At 71.2% G+C, this 17,025-nt stretch carries 14 protein-coding genes; 7 read left to right on the top strand and 7 right to left on the bottom strand.

Translation table 11 applies throughout. The features are described 5' to 3' along the window. Window positions 1-103: 103 nt before the first annotated feature. The 3 genes from ACK8N7_RS29375 to tyrS are packed head-to-tail and all read left to right on the top strand — an operon-like array spanning window position 104 to window position 4,350. Window positions 104-1,627 (top strand): TldD/PmbA family protein, encoded by a 1,524-nt coding sequence (locus ACK8N7_RS29375; RefSeq protein WP_403217437.1) that lies wholly within the window; start codon window positions 104-106, stop codon window positions 1,625-1,627. Next, entirely contained in the window at window positions 1,624-3,018 is a 1,395-nt protein-coding gene (locus ACK8N7_RS29370) for a metallopeptidase TldD-related protein (protein WP_500444528.1), read from the top strand. Before ACK8N7_RS29375 ends, ACK8N7_RS29370 begins: the two co-directional genes overlap by 4 nt. Before the next feature lie 60 nt (window positions 3,019-3,078). Then, entirely contained in the window at window positions 3,079-4,350 is a 1,272-nt protein-coding gene (gene tyrS / locus ACK8N7_RS29365) for a tyrosine--tRNA ligase (RefSeq protein WP_403217433.1), read from the top strand. An 87-nt stretch (window positions 4,351-4,437) separates the two neighbouring features. On the opposite strand, the gene ACK8N7_RS29360 is transcribed toward tyrS, so the two are convergent. After that, a complete protein-coding gene (locus tag ACK8N7_RS29360; protein WP_151510349.1) occupies window positions 4,438-4,713 on the bottom strand; it encodes a GlsB/YeaQ/YmgE family stress response membrane protein in 276 nt (91 codons plus the stop codon). 233 nt (window positions 4,714-4,946) lie between these two features. Between ACK8N7_RS29360 and ACK8N7_RS29355 the strand changes: the two genes are divergently transcribed. Next, a complete protein-coding gene (locus ACK8N7_RS29355; RefSeq protein ID WP_403217430.1) occupies window positions 4,947-5,324 on the top strand; it encodes a DUF3099 domain-containing protein in 378 nt (125 codons plus the stop codon). 221 nt (window positions 5,325-5,545) lie between these two features. Further along, a complete protein-coding gene (locus ACK8N7_RS29350; RefSeq protein WP_500444527.1) occupies window positions 5,546-5,794 on the top strand; it encodes a hypothetical protein in 249 nt (82 codons plus the stop codon). A gap of 27 nt (window positions 5,795-5,821) precedes the next feature. Here ACK8N7_RS29350 and moaA read toward each other — a convergent pair whose 3' ends face one another. The 3 genes from moaA to ACK8N7_RS29335 all read right to left on the bottom strand — a co-directional run bounded on the left by moaA (window position 5,822) and on the right by ACK8N7_RS29335 (window position 9,000). Beyond that, window positions 5,822-6,811 (bottom strand): GTP 3',8-cyclase MoaA, encoded by a 990-nt coding sequence (gene moaA, locus ACK8N7_RS29345; protein WP_403217426.1) that lies wholly within the window; start codon window positions 6,809-6,811, stop codon window positions 5,822-5,824. A gap of 183 nt (window positions 6,812-6,994) precedes the next feature. Then, entirely contained in the window at window positions 6,995-8,638 is a 1,644-nt protein-coding gene (locus ACK8N7_RS29340) for a monocarboxylic acid transporter (RefSeq protein ID WP_403217424.1), read from the bottom strand. Further along, the gene (locus tag ACK8N7_RS29335) at window positions 8,635-9,000 is read right to left on the bottom strand and encodes a DUF485 domain-containing protein (protein ID WP_403217422.1); all 366 of its coding nucleotides are present in this window, start codon (window positions 8,998-9,000) and stop codon (window positions 8,635-8,637) included. The genes ACK8N7_RS29340 and ACK8N7_RS29335 overlap by 4 nt, the downstream gene beginning before the upstream one ends. A 344-nt stretch (window positions 9,001-9,344) precedes the next feature. Between ACK8N7_RS29335 and ACK8N7_RS29330 the strand changes: the two genes are divergently transcribed. After that, window positions 9,345-10,883 (top strand): S8 family peptidase, encoded by a 1,539-nt coding sequence (locus ACK8N7_RS29330; protein ID WP_403217420.1) that lies wholly within the window; start codon window positions 9,345-9,347, stop codon window positions 10,881-10,883. A gap of 75 nt (window positions 10,884-10,958) precedes the next feature. Here ACK8N7_RS29330 and ACK8N7_RS29325 read toward each other — a convergent pair whose 3' ends face one another. From ACK8N7_RS29325 to ACK8N7_RS29315, 3 genes are read right to left on the bottom strand one after another with little or no spacing between them, the layout of a single operon-like run. Next, window positions 10,959-12,002, bottom strand: coding sequence for a zinc-dependent alcohol dehydrogenase family protein (locus tag ACK8N7_RS29325; protein ID WP_403217418.1), 1,044 nt, complete (start codon window positions 12,000-12,002; stop codon window positions 10,959-10,961). A gap of 21 nt (window positions 12,003-12,023) precedes the next feature. Continuing rightward, complete coding sequence (locus ACK8N7_RS29320) at window positions 12,024-12,755, bottom strand: lysoplasmalogenase (RefSeq protein ID WP_500444526.1); 732 nt, start codon at window positions 12,753-12,755, stop codon at window positions 12,024-12,026. Continuing rightward, window positions 12,752-13,750: a sterol desaturase family protein gene (locus tag ACK8N7_RS29315; protein WP_403217414.1), complete on the bottom strand. Its 999-nt coding sequence runs from the start codon at window positions 13,748-13,750 to the stop codon at window positions 12,752-12,754. The genes ACK8N7_RS29320 and ACK8N7_RS29315 overlap by 4 nt, the downstream gene beginning before the upstream one ends. A 150-nt stretch (window positions 13,751-13,900) precedes the next feature. Here ACK8N7_RS29315 and ACK8N7_RS29310 point away from each other — a divergent pair, with 150 nt between their 5' ends. Beyond that, the gene (locus ACK8N7_RS29310; protein WP_500444525.1) at window positions 13,901-16,993 is read left to right on the top strand and encodes an NACHT domain-containing protein; all 3,093 of its coding nucleotides are present in this window, start codon (window positions 13,901-13,903) and stop codon (window positions 16,991-16,993) included. Window positions 16,994-17,025: the final 32 nt, after the last annotated feature.

Raw genomic sequence — 17,025 nt, 5'->3', positions numbered from 1 at the left:
AGTCGGTGTGGTTGCGTGCCCGGCACACGTGTCCGCGATATCCCCGGCTTTCCCCGCCTTCCGCATGGTTCACTGCCGTCGTGTATCGAGAAGGGAATTCCCTGTGGCCCACCAGGTAGATCAGTCGTTCCTGGCCCTGCCGTCGCGCGCGCTGGCCGACGCGGCGCTCGCGCGGGCGCGGGCGCTCGGCGCCACGCACGCCGACTTCCGGCTGGAGCGGGTGCGCAGCGCCTCCTGGCGGCTGCGGGACGCGCGGCCCGCCGGGGCCTCGGACAGTACGGACCTCGGGTACGCGGTGCGGGTGGTGCACGGCGGGGCCTGGGGGTTCGCCTCGGGCGTCGACCTGACGATGGACGCGGCCGCGAAGGTGGCCTCGCAGGCCGTCGCAATGGCCAAGCTGTCGGCGAAGGTGATCGCCGCCGCCGGGTCCGACGAGCGCGTCGAGCTGGCGGACGAGCCGGTGCACGGCGAGCGGACCTGGGTCTCGGCGTACGACGTCGACCCGTTCTCCGTACCGGACGAGGAGAAGGCGGCGCTGCTCGCGGAGTGGAGCGGGCGGCTGCTGGGCGCGGACGGGGTGGCGCATGTGGACGCGTCCCTGATGACCGTCCATGAGAACAAGTTCTACGCGGACACGGCGGGGACCGTCACCACGCAGCAGCGGGTGCGCATCCAGCCGCAGTTCACGGCCGTGGCGGTGGACTCCACGACCGGTGAGTTCGATTCGATGCGGACCATCGCGCCGCCGGCCGGGCGCGGCTGGGAGTACCTGACCGGGACCGGCTGGGACTGGGACGCCGAGCTGGAGCAGATCCCGGGGCTGCTGGCGGAGAAGATGCGCGCGCCGAGCGTCGAGGCGGGGACGTACGACCTGGTCGTCGACCCGTCGAACCTCTGGCTGACCATCCACGAGTCGATCGGCCACGCCACGGAGCTGGACCGGGCCCTGGGGTACGAGGCGGCGTACGCCGGGACCTCGTTCGCCACCTTCGACCAGCTGGGCAAGCTGGCGTACGGCTCCCCGGTCATGAACGTGACCGGTGACCGCACGGCCGAGCACGGGCTCGCGACCGTCGGGTACGACGACGAGGGCGTCGAGGCGCAGTCCTGGGACCTGGTCAAGGACGGCACCCTGGTCGGCTACCAGCTGGACCGCCGGATCGCGAAGCTCACGGGTCTGGGCCGGTCCAACGGGTGCGCGTTCGCGGACTCGCCTGGCCATGTCCCCGTACAGCGCATGGCGAACGTGTCGCTCAAGCCGGACCCGGGAGGGCTGTCGACGGAGGATCTGATCGGCGGCGTCGAGCGCGGGATCTATGTCGTGGGCGACCGGTCCTGGTCGATCGACATGCAGCGCTACAACTTCCAGTTCACCGGGCAGCGGTTCTTCCGGATCGAGAACGGGAAGCTCGCCGGGCAGCTGCGCGATGTGGCGTACCAGGCGACGACCACGGACTTCTGGGGCTCGATGGAGAAGGTCGGCGGCCCGCAGACGTACGTGCTCGGCGGCGCGTTCAACTGCGGCAAGGCTCAGCCGGGCCAGGTCGCGGCGGTCTCGCACGGCTGCCCCTCCGCCCTCTTCCGAGGCGTGAACATCCTCAACACGACGCAGGAGGCCGGACGATGAGCCGCGTCAGCAAGCCGTACGAGATCGTCGAGCGGGCGCTGGAGCTGTCCACCACGGACGGTCTGGTGGTCATCGCCGACGAGCACTCCTCCGCCAATCTGCGCTGGGCGGGCAACGCGCTCACCACGAACGGGGTGACCCGGGGGCGGACCCTCACCGTCATCGCGACCGTGGACGGGGCGAAGGGCACCGCGTCCGGTGTGGTGTCCCGGTCCGCCGTGACCGCCGACGACCTGGAGCCGCTGGTGCGGGCCGCCGAGGCCGCCGCCCGGGGCGCCGGTCCCGCCGAGGACGCGCAGCCGCTGATGAGCGGGGTCCCCTCGTCGCCCGACTTCACGGACGCGCCGGCCGAGACGGGCTCCGAGGTCTTCGCCGACTTCGCCCCGGCGCTCGGTGACGCCTTCGCCCGGGCCCGCGCCGGCGGCCGCGAGCTCTACGGGTTCGCGAACCACGAGCTGACCTCCACCTACCTGGGGACGTCGACGGGGCTGCGGCTGCGCCACGACCAGCCGACCGGGACGCTGGAGCTGAACGCCAAGTCCCCCGACCGGACCCGCTCCGCGTGGGCGGGCCGGTCGACACGGGACTTCAAGGACGTCGACCCGGCGGCCCTGGACGCGGAGCTCGCACAGCGGCTGCGTTGGGCGGAGCGGCGGATCGAGCTGCCCGCCGGCCGGTACGAGACGCTGCTGCCGCCGACCGCCGTCGCGGACCTGCTGATCTACCAGCTCTGGTCGTCCACCGCGCGGGACGCCGTGGAGGGCCGGACGGTCTTCTCCAAGCCGGGCGGTGGAACGCGGCTCGGCGAGACGCTGGCCCCGCTGCCGCTGACCCTGCGCAGCGACCCGCACGCGCCGGGGCTGGAGTCGTCCCCGTTCGTGATCGCCCACTCCTCCGGCGACAGCGCTTCCGTCTTCGACAACGGGCTGCCGCTCGCGCCGACGGACTGGGTGCGGGAGGGGAAGCTGGAGCGGCTGACGACGACCCGGCACACGGCCGCCCTCACCGGGCTGCCGGTCTCCCCGGCCATCGACAACCTGGTGCTGGACGGGGGCGGTGAGCGGTCGCTGGAGGAGATGGTGGCCGCGACGACCGGGCGGGCGCTCCTGCTGACCTGCCTCTGGTACATCCGGGAGGTGGACCCGGCGACGCTGCTGCTGACCGGGCTGACCCGGGACGGCGTCTACCTGGTGGAGGACGGTGAGGTGGTCGGCGAGGTGAACAACTTCCGGTTCAACGAGTCGCCGGTGGACCTGCTGTCCCGGGCGTCGGAGGCGGGGCGTACGGAGAAGACGCTGCCGCGCGAGTGGGGCGACTGGTTCACCCGGGCCGCGATGCCCGCGCTGCGCATCCCGGACTTCAACATGAGCTCGGTGAGTCAGGGCGTGTGACCCGCCTAGACTGACCCGTACATCCCTACCAGCCATGCAGTCATAAGGAGCACCGGAACCGTGACGGACATCGTCGACGAGCTGAAGTGGCGCGGGCTGTTCGCCCAGTCCACTGACGAGGACGCATTGCGCAAGGCTCTCGCGGACGGTCCCGTCACCTTCTATTGCGGCTTCGACCCGACCGCGGCGAGCCTGCACGTGGGGCACCTCGTGCAGGTCCTCACCGTGCGCCGGCTCCAGCAGGCGGGGCACCGTCCGCTCGCCCTGGTCGGCGGGGCCACCGGTCAGATCGGTGACCCGCGCCCGACCGCCGAGCGCACGCTGAACGACCCGGAGACCGTCGCGGCCTGGGTGCAGCGGCTGCGGGAGCAGATCGAGCCCTTCCTCACCTTCGAGGGCCCGAACGCGGCGACGATGGTCAACAACCTGGACTGGACCGCGGGGATGTCCGCGATCGAGTTCCTGCGGGACATCGGCAAGCACTTCCGGGTCAACAAGATGCTCACCAAGGACTCGGTCGCGCGCCGGCTGGAGTCGCAGGAAGGCATCAGTTACACGGAGTTCAGCTACCAGCTCCTCCAGGGGATGGACTTCCTGGAGCTGTACCGCCGCTACGGCTGCGTCCTCCAGCAGGGCGGCAGCGACCAGTGGGGCAATCTCACCGCGGGTATCGACCTGATCCACCGTCTTGAGCCGGGTGCCACCGTGCACGCGCTGGCGACGCCACTGATGGTGAAGGCGGACGGGACCAAGTTCGGCAAGTCCGAGAGCGGTGCCGTCTGGCTCGACCCCGAGATGACCACGCCGTACGCGTTCTACCAGTTCTGGCTGAACGTGGACGACCGGGACATCTCGCGCTACCTGCGCATCCTCAGCTTCAAGAGCCGTGAGGAGCTCGAAGAGCTGGAGAAGCTGACGGAGGAGCGGCCGCAGGCCCGTTCCGCGCAGCGCGCGCTGGCCGAGGAGCTGACCACGCTGGTGCACGGCGGTGCGCAGTGCGCGGCGGTCATCGCGGCGTCGAAGGCGCTGTTCGGCCAGGGCGACCTGGCGGAGCTGGACGAGGCGACGCTGAGCGCGGCCCTCTCCGAGGTGCCGCACGCCCGGGTCGCCGAGCTGGGTCCGCTGGTGGACCTCCTGGTGGAGGTCGGTCTGGCGCCGAGCAAGTCGGGTGCCCGCCGCACGGTGAAGGAGGGCGGCGCGTACGTGAACAACGTGAAGGTCGCCGACGGCGAGGTCGCGCCGGCCGCCGGGGAGTTGCTGCACGGGCGCTGGCTGGTACTGCGCCGGGGCAAGAAGAACCTGGCGGCGGTGGAGGTCGTCCCGGTCGGCTGAAGCACCCCCTGCCACTGAACAGCGCCGCGGCCGGACACGCTTTTCCTCGCGTGTCCGGCCGCGGCGCTGTGGTGTCCGGCCCCCGGGTCAGGTTCTGCGCTTGTTGCCCCGGATGGACTGCCAGGCCATGTCGCCGACACCGACGACGGCCACGGCACCGATCAGCTGGAGCAGATGGCGGATCCAGTCGATGCCCTTGGTGTCCTCGACGCCGATCCAGCCGGCCACGGCATTACCGAGGATGGAGCCGAGAATGCCGAACACGGCCGTCAGCCAGAGTGGGATGTCCTGCTTGCCCGGCAGGATCGCCCGTGCGATCACACCGAGCACCAGGCCCACGATGATTGCCCACAACCAGCTCATTTCGCCTCCTCGTGCGGCGCGGAGTGCGCGTCAGCCCAGTCTTGGGCGGCGGCCGGCGGGCCGCACTCCGGGCGGGGCCGTCCGAGTGGGGGTGTCCGAGTGGTGGCGTCCGCGGGGCCGCCTTGCGGACGCCACCGGGGAGCGCCCCGGTCTCCGCTTCGGCGGGTGCCCGGCGTACCGTGGACGTGGCCCGGTCCGGGAGCGTCCGGCACAGAGATCTGGTGGTGGAACACATGCTGCGGAAGAGCGACGAGGTGGAGGTCTTCCGGATCACGGAGGCCCGTCAGGGGCTGGCCGACGATGTGCGGGGCAGGCAGCGGCGGTACGTGATCTCGATGTCGGTGCGTACGGTCTCGGTGGTGCTGGCCGCGGTGCTGTGGAACGTGGAGCGGCATGTCGCGATCGTGGGACTCGCCCTGGGGGTGCTACTGCCGTACGTGGCGGTGGTCATCGCCAACGCGGGCCGGGAGAACGCCCCTTCGCTGCCGTCGACCTATCTCACGGCACCGGTACGGCCCGCCGTGGAGGCGGCTCCGGCCACCGGTTCCGCCGAGTCAGGAGGCCCTGACGGGCGGGCCGGCCGGGTGCCGCCGTCACAGGAGCACAGCTGAGCCCGCGTGTCCCGCGAAGCTCAAGAAAAGCTCAGATCAATCATGACGTTCCGGTGCACCGCACCCCGGTGCCCGTGACATACTTCAGAGGCGCTCCGTATCCCCCGTCGGAGCGATGGACCGACGCCGGGCAGCTCCCCCCGTGGCTGCTCGGCGTCGCCGTTTCTCCGGCAGGGGATGCGTCGTCCGGTGTGTGGAGCACCTGACTTAGGCTGGGTCCCGTGATCTTCCCCGAGACGTCCGCCGAGAGTGCCGCCGGTGCCCCGATCTGTTCCGCCAAGGGCTGCCGGGCCGACGCGGTCTGGGTGCTCGCCTGGAACAATCCCAAGCTGCACACCCCCGACCGTCGCAAGACGTGGCTGGCCTGCGAGGAGCACCGGGAGCACCTGTCGCAGTTCCTGGGCGTACGAGGATTCCTCAAGGATGTCGTGGCGCTCGCCGACTGGGAGTCCGGGTCCGGCACGGGCTGAACGTCAGGGTCCGGCACGGGCTGAGCATCAGCCGCCGATCGCGGACATCGGTCGGTCGGGCTGCAGGAACGACGGGTCGTCCAGTCCGGAGCCCGCCTTCTTGCCCCACATGGCGACCTTCCAGAGCTGGGCGATCTCCGCGTCCGGTGCGTCCGAGCGCAGGGCGGAGCGCAGGTCCGTCTCCTCCTGGGCGAAGAGGCAGGTGCGGATCTGGCCGTCGGCGGTGAGCCGGGTGCGGTCGCAGGCGCCGCAGAACGGACGGGTGACCGAGGCGATCACTCCGACGCGGTGCGGGCCGCCGTCGACGGTCCAGCGCTCGGCGGGAGCGGAGCCGCGGGCTTCGTCGTCCTCGGCGGTGAGGGTGAAGCGGGTGCGCAGCGAGGTGAGGATGTCACCGGCGGTGATCATGCCGTCGCGCTTCCAGCCGTGCTGGGCGTCCAGGGGCATCTGCTCGATGAAGCGGAGCTCGTAATCGTTGGCCACGGCCCAGGCCAGGAGCTCGGGGGCCTCGTCGTCGTTGAGTCCCGGCATCAGGACGGAGTTGACCTTCACCGGGGTGAGGCCGGCCTCGCGGGCGGCCTCCAGGCCTTCCAGCACGTCCTTGTGGCGGTCCCGGCGGGTGAGGGTCTTGAAGACGTCGGGGCGCAGGGTGTCCAGCGAGACGTTGACCCGGTCGAGTCCCGCGGCCTGGAGGGCGGCGGCGGTCCGCTTGAGCCCGATGCCGTTGGTCGTGAGCGACATGCGGGGTCGCGGGGTGAGCGCGGCGCACTGCTCGACGATGGAGACGAGGCCGGGGCGGAGCAGGGGCTCCCCGCCGGTGAAGCGGACCTCGGTGATGCCGAGGCTGGTGACCGCGATGCGGATCAGGCGCACGATCTCGTCGTCGGAGAGCAGTTCGCTCTTGCCGAGCCACTGCAGCCCCTCTTCCGGCATGCAGTAGGTGCAGCGGAGATTGCACTTGTCGGTCAGTGACACGCGCAGGTCGGTGGCGACCCTGTCAAAGGTGTCGATGAGCATGGTGGCTCTCCTCCCCCGGTGGTGCCGTCGGTGCGGACGCTCTTCTCCGAGCCTACGTGAGACCGGTGACATCGCGGGGGCCCGTTTGCCACGAGGTGCGGCCGGGCCGCGTCGTAGGACTCTACGACGCGGCCCGGACCACGGGGTGGGTGATGCACCGAACGGCTCGGTGAATTCCTTCTCTCAGTGCGCTCCGGTGCCGGTGAGGGACTTGACCTCCAGCTCGGCGTACTTGTCGGTGTCGGGCTTCTCCTTGCCGATCACCGAGCCGAGCCAGCCGAGCAGGAAGCCGAGCGGGATCGAGATCAGGCCGGGGTTCTCCAGCGGGAACCAGGCGAAGTCGACGCTCGGGAACATCGAGGTCGGCTTGGAGGAGACGACCGGCGAGAAGAGCACCAGCAGGACGGAGGAGGCGAGTCCGCCGTAGATGGACCAGAGGGCCCCCTGGGTGGTGAACCGCTTCCAGAAGAGGCTGTAGAGGATCGTCGGCAGGTTGGCGGATGCGGCGACCGCGAAGGCGAGGGCCACCAGGCCGGCCACGTTGAGGTCGCGGGCGAGGGCGCCCAGCGCGATGGAGACGATGCCGATGGCGACGGTGGCCCAGCGTGCGGCGCGGACCTCCTCCTTCTCGGTGGCCTTCCCCTTGCGGATCACGTTGGCGTAGATGTCGTGCGCGAAGGACGAGGAGGAGGCGAGGGTGAGTCCGGCGACGACGGCGAGGATGGTGGCGAAGGCGACGGCGGAGATCACCGCGAGGAGGATGGCGCCGCCGGTGGATCCGGAGCCGCCGCCGATCTCCAGGGCGGCGAGTGGTGCCGCCGTGTTGCCCGCCTTGTTGGAGGCGATGATGTCGCCGGGCTTGAGGATCGCGGCGGCACCGAAGCCGAGCACGATCGTCATCAGGTAGAAGGCGCCGATGATGCCGATCGCCCAGTTCACGGACTTACGGGCGGCCTTGGCGGTGGGCACGGTGTAGAAGCGGATCAGGATGTGCGGCAGACCCGCGGTGCCGAGGACCAGGGCGATGCCGAGGGAGATGAAGTCCAGCTTCGAGACGCCGGTGGCGCCGTACTTCAGGCCGGGCTCCAGGAACGCCGAGCCCTTGCCGCTGTTGCTGGCGGCGGTGCCGAGCAGGTCGGAGATGTTGAAGTTGAACTTCAGCAGGATCAGGAAGGTGATGAGCAGGGTGCCCGCGATGAGCAGGACGGCCTTGACCATCTGCACCCAGGTGGTGCCCTTCATGCCGCCGATGGTGACGTAGAGGATCATGAGCAAGCCGACCAGGGCGACGATGACGATCTTCCCGAAGTCACTGGTGATGCCGAGCAGCAGCGAGACGAGGACACCGGCACCGGCCATCTGGGCCAGCAGGTAGAAGATCGAGACGACGATCGTGGAGGTACCGGCGGCGGTACGCACGGGGCGCTGGCGCATCCGGTAGGCGAGGACGTCGCCCATGGTGTAGCGACCGGAGTTGCGCAGCGGTTCGGCGACCAGGAGCAGGGCGACGAGCCAGGCGACGAGGAAGCCGATGGAGTAGAGGAAGCCGTCGTATCCGAAGAGGGCGATGGCGCCCGCGATGCCGAGGAAGGACGCCGCGGACATGTAGTCGCCGGAGACCGCGAGCCCGTTCTGGAATCCGGTGAACTGGCGGCCGCCCGCGTAGAAGTCGGAGGCGCTCTTGGTCTGGCGGCCCGCCCACACGGTGATGACGAGGGTCGCGACGACGAAGACGGCGAACAGGGTGATGATCAGCGGCCGGTGTTCGCTCGCGCCTTCGGTGGCGGCGAGCTGGACGGCCGGGTAGAGGGTGTGGGCGGCGCTCATACGTCGGCCTCCATACGGGACTTGATCGCTTCGGCCTTCGGGTCGAGCTTGGTGGCGGCGTGCCGGGAGTAGAGCCACGCGATGAGGAAGGTGGTGGCGAACTGGGCGAGGCCGAGGACGAGCGCCACGTTGATGTTGCCGACGACCTTGGTGCTCATGAAGCCGCCCGCGTAGTTGCAGAGCAGGACGTAGAGCAGGTACCAGGTGACGAAGGCGACGGTGAGCGGGAAGGCGAAGGAGCGGAACGAGCGGCGCAGGTCGGCGAACTCGGCACTCGCCGCCACCGCGTTGAACGCTTCGGTGGTGGGCTGGGCCGGGCTGGTGTCGGAATGGCCCTCGGGCGGCGGTGCATCGGTAGCCACGGAATCTCCTCGCGACGCGGGTGCGGTGATCTGGGGGACGGTGGGTGACATGCGGAGGCCTCGATACCGGGGGACGGTGGTGTGCCTCCTGGACAACGGCACGGAGGGCGCGACGGAGCGGTTCACCGGATCTTTCGCCTTCTCGGCCTCATCCCGGGTGACCGGAAGATCATCCCCGTGGCCTGAAGTCACCCATACGCATTCGGCCGCGCAGGTGCACTCTTCGAACTCACTTGCCCCAAATCGTTGATGCGCCGGGAAGATCAGCGATAGCTTCACTCGTCATGTACGCGACCGAACACGCCAGGTGTCCGGTCGATCGGCACGGATGATGTGGAGAACCCATGGCTCATCTGGCATCGAGACGGACCCGCGCGCTCGCGCTGCCCGTCGGACTCGCGCTCGTCGCCTCGCTCGGCTTCCTCCCGGCGGCGACGGCCACGGCGGCGCCCACCGGCGCACCGGCCACCGCGACCCCGCGGACCGACGGGCCGAAGCTGAGTTACGTCGTCAACACCGGCGGCGGCCGCTCCACCGTCCAGCAGGTGAAGAAGGCCATCACGCAGGCCGGCGGCACGGTCGTCATCGCCTATGAGCAGATCGGCGTCGTCGTCGCCCACTCGCAGAACCCGGCCTTCGGGGAAACGATCCGGCGCGTACGGGGCGTGGAGTCGGCGGGTGCGACCCGGACCAACCCGATCGTGCCGCAGGCCACCAAGGACGTCGGCGCGATAGCGCAGCCGCTGACCGAGGCCCAGGCGGCGGCAGCGGCTGAGCAGGCCACGGCCGGGGAGGACCCGCTGGAGCCGCTGCAGTGGGCGCTGCCCGCGATCAAGGCGGACAAGGCGCACCAGAAGTCGCTCGGCTCGGAGCGGGTGACGGTCGCCGTCATCGACACGGGCGTCGACGACACCCACCCGGACCTGGCGCCCAACTTCGACCGGGCAGCCTCCGCCAACTGCGTCACGGGCGCTCCGGACACCACCGCCGGCTCCTGGCGACCGGCGGCGGGCGAGAGCGACCACGGCACGCACGTGGCGGGCACCATCGCCGCGGCGAAGAACGGCTTCGGCGTCACCGGTGTGGCGCCGGGTGTGAAGGTCTCCGGCATCAAGGTCTCCACCCCGGACGGCTTCTTCTACACCGAGGCCGTCGTCTGCGGCTTCCTCTGGGCGGCCGAACAGGGCGTCGAGGTGACGAACAACAGCTACTACACCGACCCGTGGCTGTTCAACTGCAAGAACGACCCGGACCAGGGCGCCCTGGTCGAGTCCCTCACCCGCGCCGTCAAGTACGCCGAGCGCAAGGGCACGGTCAACGTGGCCGCCGCGGGCAACGCCCGCCACGACCTGTCCTCCGACGCGATCGAGGACCGGACCAGCCCGAACGACACCGAGCCGGTGACCCGGACGATCGACCCGCGGGTCTGCCCCGACATCCCGACCATGCTGCCGGGCGTCGTGACGGTCTCCGCGACGGGTGCCAAGGGCCTCAAGTCCTCGTACTCGAACTACGGCAAGGGCGTCATCGACGTCGCCGCTCCCGGCGGTGACTCGACGATCTACCAGACCCCCGAGCCGCCGGCCGTCAGCGGGCTGATCCTCTCCACGCTGCCGGGCGGCAAGTTCGGCTACAAGGGGGGCACCTCGATGGCGTCCCCGCACGTCGCGGGCGTCGTGGCCCTGATCAAGTCCCGCCACACCTACGCCTCGCCGGCCGCGGTGAAGGTGCTGCTGGGCCTCCAGGCGGACGCGAAGGCGTGCGGCGCACCGTACGACTACAACGGTGACGGAGTCATCGACGCGGTCTGCGAGGGCGGCAAGAGCTACAACGGCTTCTACGGGGCCGGAGTGGTCGACGCGCTGGACGCGGTCCGCTGGTAAGCGGCTGACCGCACAGTCGGCGAGGGCCCGGGGGGAGAACACGCCCCCGGGCCCTCGCCGTGAAGAACCCGCGCGCTACGGCGTGATGAGCACCTTCAACGCGGTCCGCCCGTCCATCGCCCGGTAGCCGGCGGGCACCTCGTCCAGGCCGATCGACAGGTCGAAGACGGGAGAGGGGTCGATCGTGCCGTCCAGCACGTCGGGGAGCAGCTCCGGGATGTACGTACGCACCGGGGCGACGCCGCCGCGCAGGGCGATGTTCCGGTCGAACATCACCCCGAGGTCCACGCCGGAGGCGCTGCCGTGCGGGACGCCGACGTACCCGATGGCGCCGCCGTCGCGGACGATGTCGAGCGCGGTGCGCATCGACTGCTCGGTGCCGACCGCCTCGATGACACTGTGGGCGCCTTCGCCGCGGGTCAGCTCCCGTACGGCGGCGAGGGCGGCCTCGCCCCGCTCGGCGACCACGTCGGTGGCACCGAAGCGGCGGGCGATGTCGGTGCGCGCGGTGTGCCGGCCCAGCGCGATGATGCGCTCGGCGCCGAGCCGCTCGGCGGCGATCACCCCGCACAGGCCGACCGCGCCGTCCCCGACGACCGCGACGGTGGAGCCCTTGGTGACGCCCGCGCCGAGGGCGGCGTGGTGGCCGGTGCCCAGCACGTCGGAGAGGGCCAGCAGGGCGGTGAGCAGCCGGTCGTCGGATGCGGCGGCCGCGGGGAGCTTCACCAGGGTGCCGTCGGCGTACGGGACACGGACGGCCTCGCCCTGCCCGCCGTCCGAGCCGACCGACCCCCAGAAGCCGCCCTCGGGGCAGGAGGTGGTGAGGCCCTCGGCGCAGTAGGCGCAGGTGCCGTCGGACCAGACGAACGGGGCGACGACCAGGTCGCCGACGGCGAAGCCGTCGACCCCGGCACCGGTCTCCTCGACCACACCGAGGAATTCGTGGCCGATGCGCTGACCGGGCTGCCGGGCGGACTCTCCCCGGTACGCCCACAGGTCGCTGCCGCAGATACAGGCCCTGAGGACCCGCACCACCGCGTCGGTGGGCTGCCGGATCGCCGGATCCGGCACCTCCTCGACCCGGATGTCGTGGGGAGCGTGGATCACGGTGGCTCGCATACGGGGAGGTCCTTGCCGGTCTCAGGTGCTGATACCCCGCTCACGGTACGCCCCGGTTCGCACGGTTGTGCCCCTCGCCCCCGCCGTGAGCACCCCGAGGGCCAGCAGGAACTGGGCGGCGATGTAGGTGGACATCACCCAGAAGTCGGGCACCGGCAGCCGGGGCCACTCGGCGATGCCGGTGGCGATGAGGGCGTCGGAGAGCAGGAAGAGCGCCCCGCCCGCCGCCGCGTACCGGCCGAGGACACCGGCCCGCCAGGCCGTCGCGGTGAGCAGCAGGCTGTAGCCGGTCAGCGGGGCGCGCAGCTCGGCCGGGAGGTCCGGCCAGATCAGGACGAGGAAGACGACGAGCACGACGGCGTACGCGGCCCCGGTGGCCAGGGGCGCCCGGGCCCGTCCCCGCCCGAACAGCGTCAGGTAGCAGACATGGCCGACGGCGAAGGAGCCCATCCCGAGGAGGAACGCCAGGTCGTTGTCGGCGAGCAGGAACACGTCCCCGCCCCACCCGAACAGCAGGGCGGCGATGAGCAGCCGGGGCCCGCCCCGGACCGCGGCGTACGCGGCGAGCAGCGGCATCAGCAGCGGCTTGGCCACCAGGTGGACGGTGTCGAGTCCGCCGAGGAGCCCGGCCAGGTCGACGGCGGCCGCGAGGAGGAAGGCGACGAGCAGGGGCCGGGCGAACCGCCCGCCCCCTGCCGTCTCCGGCCCTCCGGGGCCTTCCGGCCTGACGGGGCGGGACGCCGTGGCGCTCATCGGGTGTGCTCCGGGGCGGGGGCGTGGGCCGCAGCGGGAACGGAGGCGGGGGCTTCGGCGCGTACGGGCGCGGGCACGTCGACACGTACGGAAGCGGGCCCGGCGGCGGCCTCGACCGATACGGGAGCGGGCACGGGTACGGCGGCTTCGGCCCCCGGCCTCGGCGCGGGCTGCCAGCCCGGCCCCCGGAAGACCCGCCCGGCGCGCTCGCTCCAGCTCCCGGCGGCCCGGACGTCCCGGGCGATGGCGGCGTACTCGTGGGTGGCCACGCGCAGCGGGTTGTGGGTGGCGATGTTCTTGGTGAGTCCGTAGACGGGCCGCTCGGTCTCGGCCGCGAAGGACCCGAACATCCGGTCCCAGATGATCAGGATCCCGCCGTAGTTGCGGTCCAGGTAGCCGCCCTGCGAGGCGTGGTGGACGCGGTGGTGGGAGGGCGTGTTCAGGACGTACTCGAAGGGGCGCGGGAGCTTGCCGACACGTTCGGTGTGCACCCAGAACTGGTAGACGAGGTTGGCAGACTGGCAGAAGGCGAGCGCCGCCGGGTGCACACCGCAGGCGATCAGCGGGAGGTAGAAGGGCCAGACGGTGGCGGAGGTCCAGGGCTGGCGCAGCGCGGTGGTGAGGTTGAACTTGCGGCTGGAGTGGTGGACCACGTGGCAGGCCCACAGGATCCGGATGACGTGGTGGCCGCGGTGGGACCAGTAGTAGAAGAAGTCCTGGGCCAGGAGCATCAGCAGGACGGTCCACCACAGCACGGGCACCCGCAGCGGCGTCAGCTCGTAGACCCCCATGTAGACGGCGAGGATGGGGATCTTCCACAGCAGGTCGAAACCGAGGCTGCCGAGCCCCATGGTGAGGCTGGTCGCGGCGTCCTTGGTGTCGTACCCGGCGGCGTCCTCGTCCGGGTGGAAGCGGTAGCTGACCATCTCGATCACGGTGAGCAGCACGAAGGCCGGTATTGACCACAGCACGACATCGGGCAGGTTCGGCTCCATGCGAGCACCGTAGGGCCGCCGGTCGGTGAGGGCTAGACGTTGTTACCCACAAGTATGCGAGATCTGTTGTCAGCAGTCTTTGGCACCTTCTGCCAAAGGACCGGGCCGTAGGATTTACGCAGCGCGCGTCGTCGAGGGGGAGGAACGCTCGTGTCCGGTACGGAAGTTGCCCTGATTCGGCTGGCCACGACGGTGCTCGGAGCGGCCACCAAGGCGTTACTGACCCCCAGGCCGGGTGCGGGCCTGGTCCCGGACCCGGTCCGCCCGCTCCCCCGCCCCGCGAAGCCGGACCGGCTGGCGAGGGCGCTCGCGGGGCGCATGAACGGCTCCTACGCGGACCTGCCCGAGCATGAGCGGCTCGCCGCGCTCACCTCCGTACAGGACACGTTCGCGGCGGCGGGCGACCTGGCCGCCGAGCGGCTGTTCGCCCTGGAGCTGGACCCCGGCCGGCTGCGCGCGGAGCTGTCGGCCCCCGCCGCCGGGCTCTCGGAGCGTGCGTGCGAGCTGTACGGGGACCTCCTCGGCCGCTGCTGCGAACATCTGGTCGAGCAGCTGACCGCCCACCCGTCGTTCGCGGCGCGGGCGGCGGTGGAGCAGGTCCGGGCGGCGGGGCGGACGCGGGAGCTGGTGGAGGACATACGGGACCGGGTCGGCCCGCGCCCGGACGCGGCGGACCTGGAGTTCGAGCGGCGGTACGCGGAGTTCGTGGCGACGGCCAACAGCCGGATGGGCCTCTTCGGGCTGACGCTCGGCAGGTCGGCGGGCGAGTGGCCGCTGGAGACGGCCTACATCAGCCTCTCGGTCAGCGGTGGTTACGAGATGACCGACCGGCGCGGTCTGGATCACCCGGTCCGGACCACGGTCGGGGTCGAGCAGGCCCTCGGTGAGCGGGACCGGCTGCTGCTGCGCGGTCCGGCCGGTTCCGGCAAGAGCACGCTGGTGCAGTGGCTGGCGCTGAACGCCGCCCGGCAGACGTTCGGCAGTGAGCTGGCGGACTGGAACCGGTGCGTCCCCTTCGTCCTGCGGCTGCGCGCCTTCACGGCCCACGAGTCGCTGCCCTCCCCAGCGGAGTTCCTGCGCGCGGCCGGAGTCCCGCTGCACGGCTCGGCCCCGGCAGGCTGGGCCGACCGGCTGCTGCTGGAGGGCCGGGCGCTGGTCCTGGTCGACGGGGTCGACGAGGTCCCGGACCGGCTGCGCAAGCGCACCGAGCGCTGGCTGAAGGACCTGATCGCCGCCTACCCCCGGGCCAGGTACGTGGTGACGACCCGCCCCTCGGCGGTCCCGGAGAGCTGGCTCTCGGGCTCCGGGTTCGCGCCGCACACCCTGCTGGCGATGAGCCAGGAGGACGTCCGCTCCTTCCTCGGCCACTGGCACCGGGCGGCCCGCTCGGAGTGCCGGTCCGACGAGGAGCGCGCCGAGCTCGACCGTTTCGAGAACGCGCTGCGCCGCGCCGTCGGGACCCGCCGGGACCTGGGGGTACTGGCGACGAACCCGCTGATGTGCGCCCTGCTCTGCGCGCTGAACCGGGACCGCCGGATGCAGCTGCCGCGGGCGCGCAAGGAGCTGTACGACGCGGCGCTCGACATGCTGCTGGTGCGGCGCGACTCGGAGCGCGAGATCGTCGGGGTGGAGGGCGTCGACCTGACCCGCGAGGAGCAGACGGCCCTCCTGCAGCGCCTCGCGTACTGGCTGATCCGCAACGACCTGGCGGAGGCCCGGCAGGACGAGGTGGTGGACCTGGTCGCCGACTGGATGCACGCCATGTCCCAGGTCCGGGGCACCCCCGGCCAGGTCTTCGCCCATCTCCTCAACCGCAGCGGCCTCCTCCGCGAACCCGCCCCGGGCGCGGTGGGGTTCGTCCACCGGACGTTCCAGGACTACCTGGGCGCGAAGGCCGCGGTGGAGGCCCGCGACTTCGGCGTCCTGGTCCGCCACGCGCACGAGGACCAGTGGGACGACGTGGTGCAGATGGCGGTGGGACACGCGCGGCTGGACGAGCGGGCGTCGCTGCTGACGTCCTTGCTGAGGCGGGCGGACGCGGAGCCGGAGCACGGACACCGGCTGATCCTGCTGGCGGCGGCGAGCCTGGCCCATGCGCCGGAGCTGGACCCGGGGGTACGGACGAGGGTGGAGGCGCGGACGGCATGGCTCCTGCCGCCGGACAGCGACCGGAGCATCCACGAACTGGCCGAGGTGGGCGAACTCGCCCTGGAACTGCTGTCGTCGATGGTCGAGGGACTGACGGAACCGCACGCTTCGGCCGTGGTGCGGACGGCGGCCGCCGTGGGCGGCGACGCCGCGTACGAGCTGGTCAAACAGTTCCGCGACGACGACCGGGGCTGGGTCGCGAACGCGGTGTCGACGGCCTGGGAGAGCTTCGACGCGGAGCTCTACGCACAGGAGATGATGTCCGTCCGCACCTGGGACACCGCGCACGCGCTGGTGAAGACCGACGCCCAGCTCTCCGCGCTGCGCCACATCCCGCGTCTGCACAACGTGCACCTGACGGGCGATCACCACGATCTGTCGCGGGTGACCTCCCGGGCGGAGGTGGAACAGCTCTTCGTCTCCGGCAACAGGCGGATCACGGACGTGGCCCCGCTCGCCGCGATGGAGCGGCTGCGCAAGATCGGCCTGAGCAACTGCCCGCAGATCCGGAGCATCGCACCGCTGGCACGGCCGGGACTGGAGTGGCTCTCCCTGGCCGAACTCCACCCGTCGCTCGACCCATCGCCCCTCACGGACATGCCGGATCTGCGGTACCTGGGGCTCGGCCACCCCTTCCTCGTGGAGAACATCGGCGCACTGCCCGTCTGCGATCAGGTGACCGGACTCGATCTGATGAGCGAGACCCGGTACATGAGTCTGGAGGGCCTGGAGCGCTGGACGAGCCTGCGGGCGCTGGCCCTGTACGGCGCGACCCATCTGCGACAGCTCAACGGCATGCCGGCCCTGCACGGACTGGAGACCCTGCGCTTCTTCGCCATACCCGACCTCGATCTGCGGCTGACAGCGCCGCTGACCGCACTGCGGGAACTCCTCCTGCTCCCGGGCGACACGGCCCCCGACCTCTCCCCGCTCACCGAGCTCCCGTCCCTCGAAACGCTCGCCCTCTACGGCGGGGAACCCTTCGACCTCACCCCCCTCGCCGGCTGCGCGAACCTGACGGTCCAACTGGGCTACGGCACCAAGGTCACCGGAACCGAGCACTTCCCACCCGAGCGCATCGTCCGTATCCACTGAGCCCGCGCCCGGCCGAATAGGGGACTGTCAGT

The organism is Streptomyces griseobrunneus, assembly GCF_046713465.1.
Lineage (GTDB): Bacteria > Actinomycetota > Actinomycetes > Streptomycetales > Streptomycetaceae > Streptomyces > Streptomyces microflavus.
This window is presented reverse-complemented; position numbering and strand designations above follow the sequence as displayed.

Bases quoted from the DNA above. Each gene is read 5' to 3' on its own strand.
- ACK8N7_RS29370 (WP_500444528.1), top strand. From the start codon at position 1,624: ATGAGCCGCGTCAGCAAGCCGTACGAGATCGTCGAGCGGGCGCTGGAG.
- ACK8N7_RS29360 (WP_151510349.1), bottom strand. From the start codon at position 4,713: ATGAGCTGGTTGTGGGCAATCATCGTGGGCCTGGTGCTCGGTGTGATC.
- ACK8N7_RS29355 (WP_403217430.1), top strand. From the start codon at position 4,947: ATGCTGCGGAAGAGCGACGAGGTGGAGGTCTTCCGGATCACGGAGGCC.
- moaA (WP_403217426.1), bottom strand. From the start codon at position 6,811: ATGCTCATCGACACCTTTGACAGGGTCGCCACCGACCTGCGCGTGTCA.
- ACK8N7_RS29340 (WP_403217424.1), bottom strand. From the start codon at position 8,638: ATGAGCGCCGCCCACACCCTCTACCCGGCCGTCCAGCTCGCCGCCACC.
- ACK8N7_RS29330 (WP_403217420.1), top strand. From the start codon at position 9,345: ATGGCTCATCTGGCATCGAGACGGACCCGCGCGCTCGCGCTGCCCGTC.
- ACK8N7_RS29325 (WP_403217418.1), bottom strand. From the start codon at position 12,002: ATGCGAGCCACCGTGATCCACGCTCCCCACGACATCCGGGTCGAGGAG.
- ACK8N7_RS29320 (WP_500444526.1), bottom strand. From the start codon at position 12,755: ATGAGCGCCACGGCGTCCCGCCCCGTCAGGCCGGAAGGCCCCGGAGGG.
- ACK8N7_RS29315 (WP_403217414.1), bottom strand. From the start codon at position 13,750: ATGGAGCCGAACCTGCCCGATGTCGTGCTGTGGTCAATACCGGCCTTC.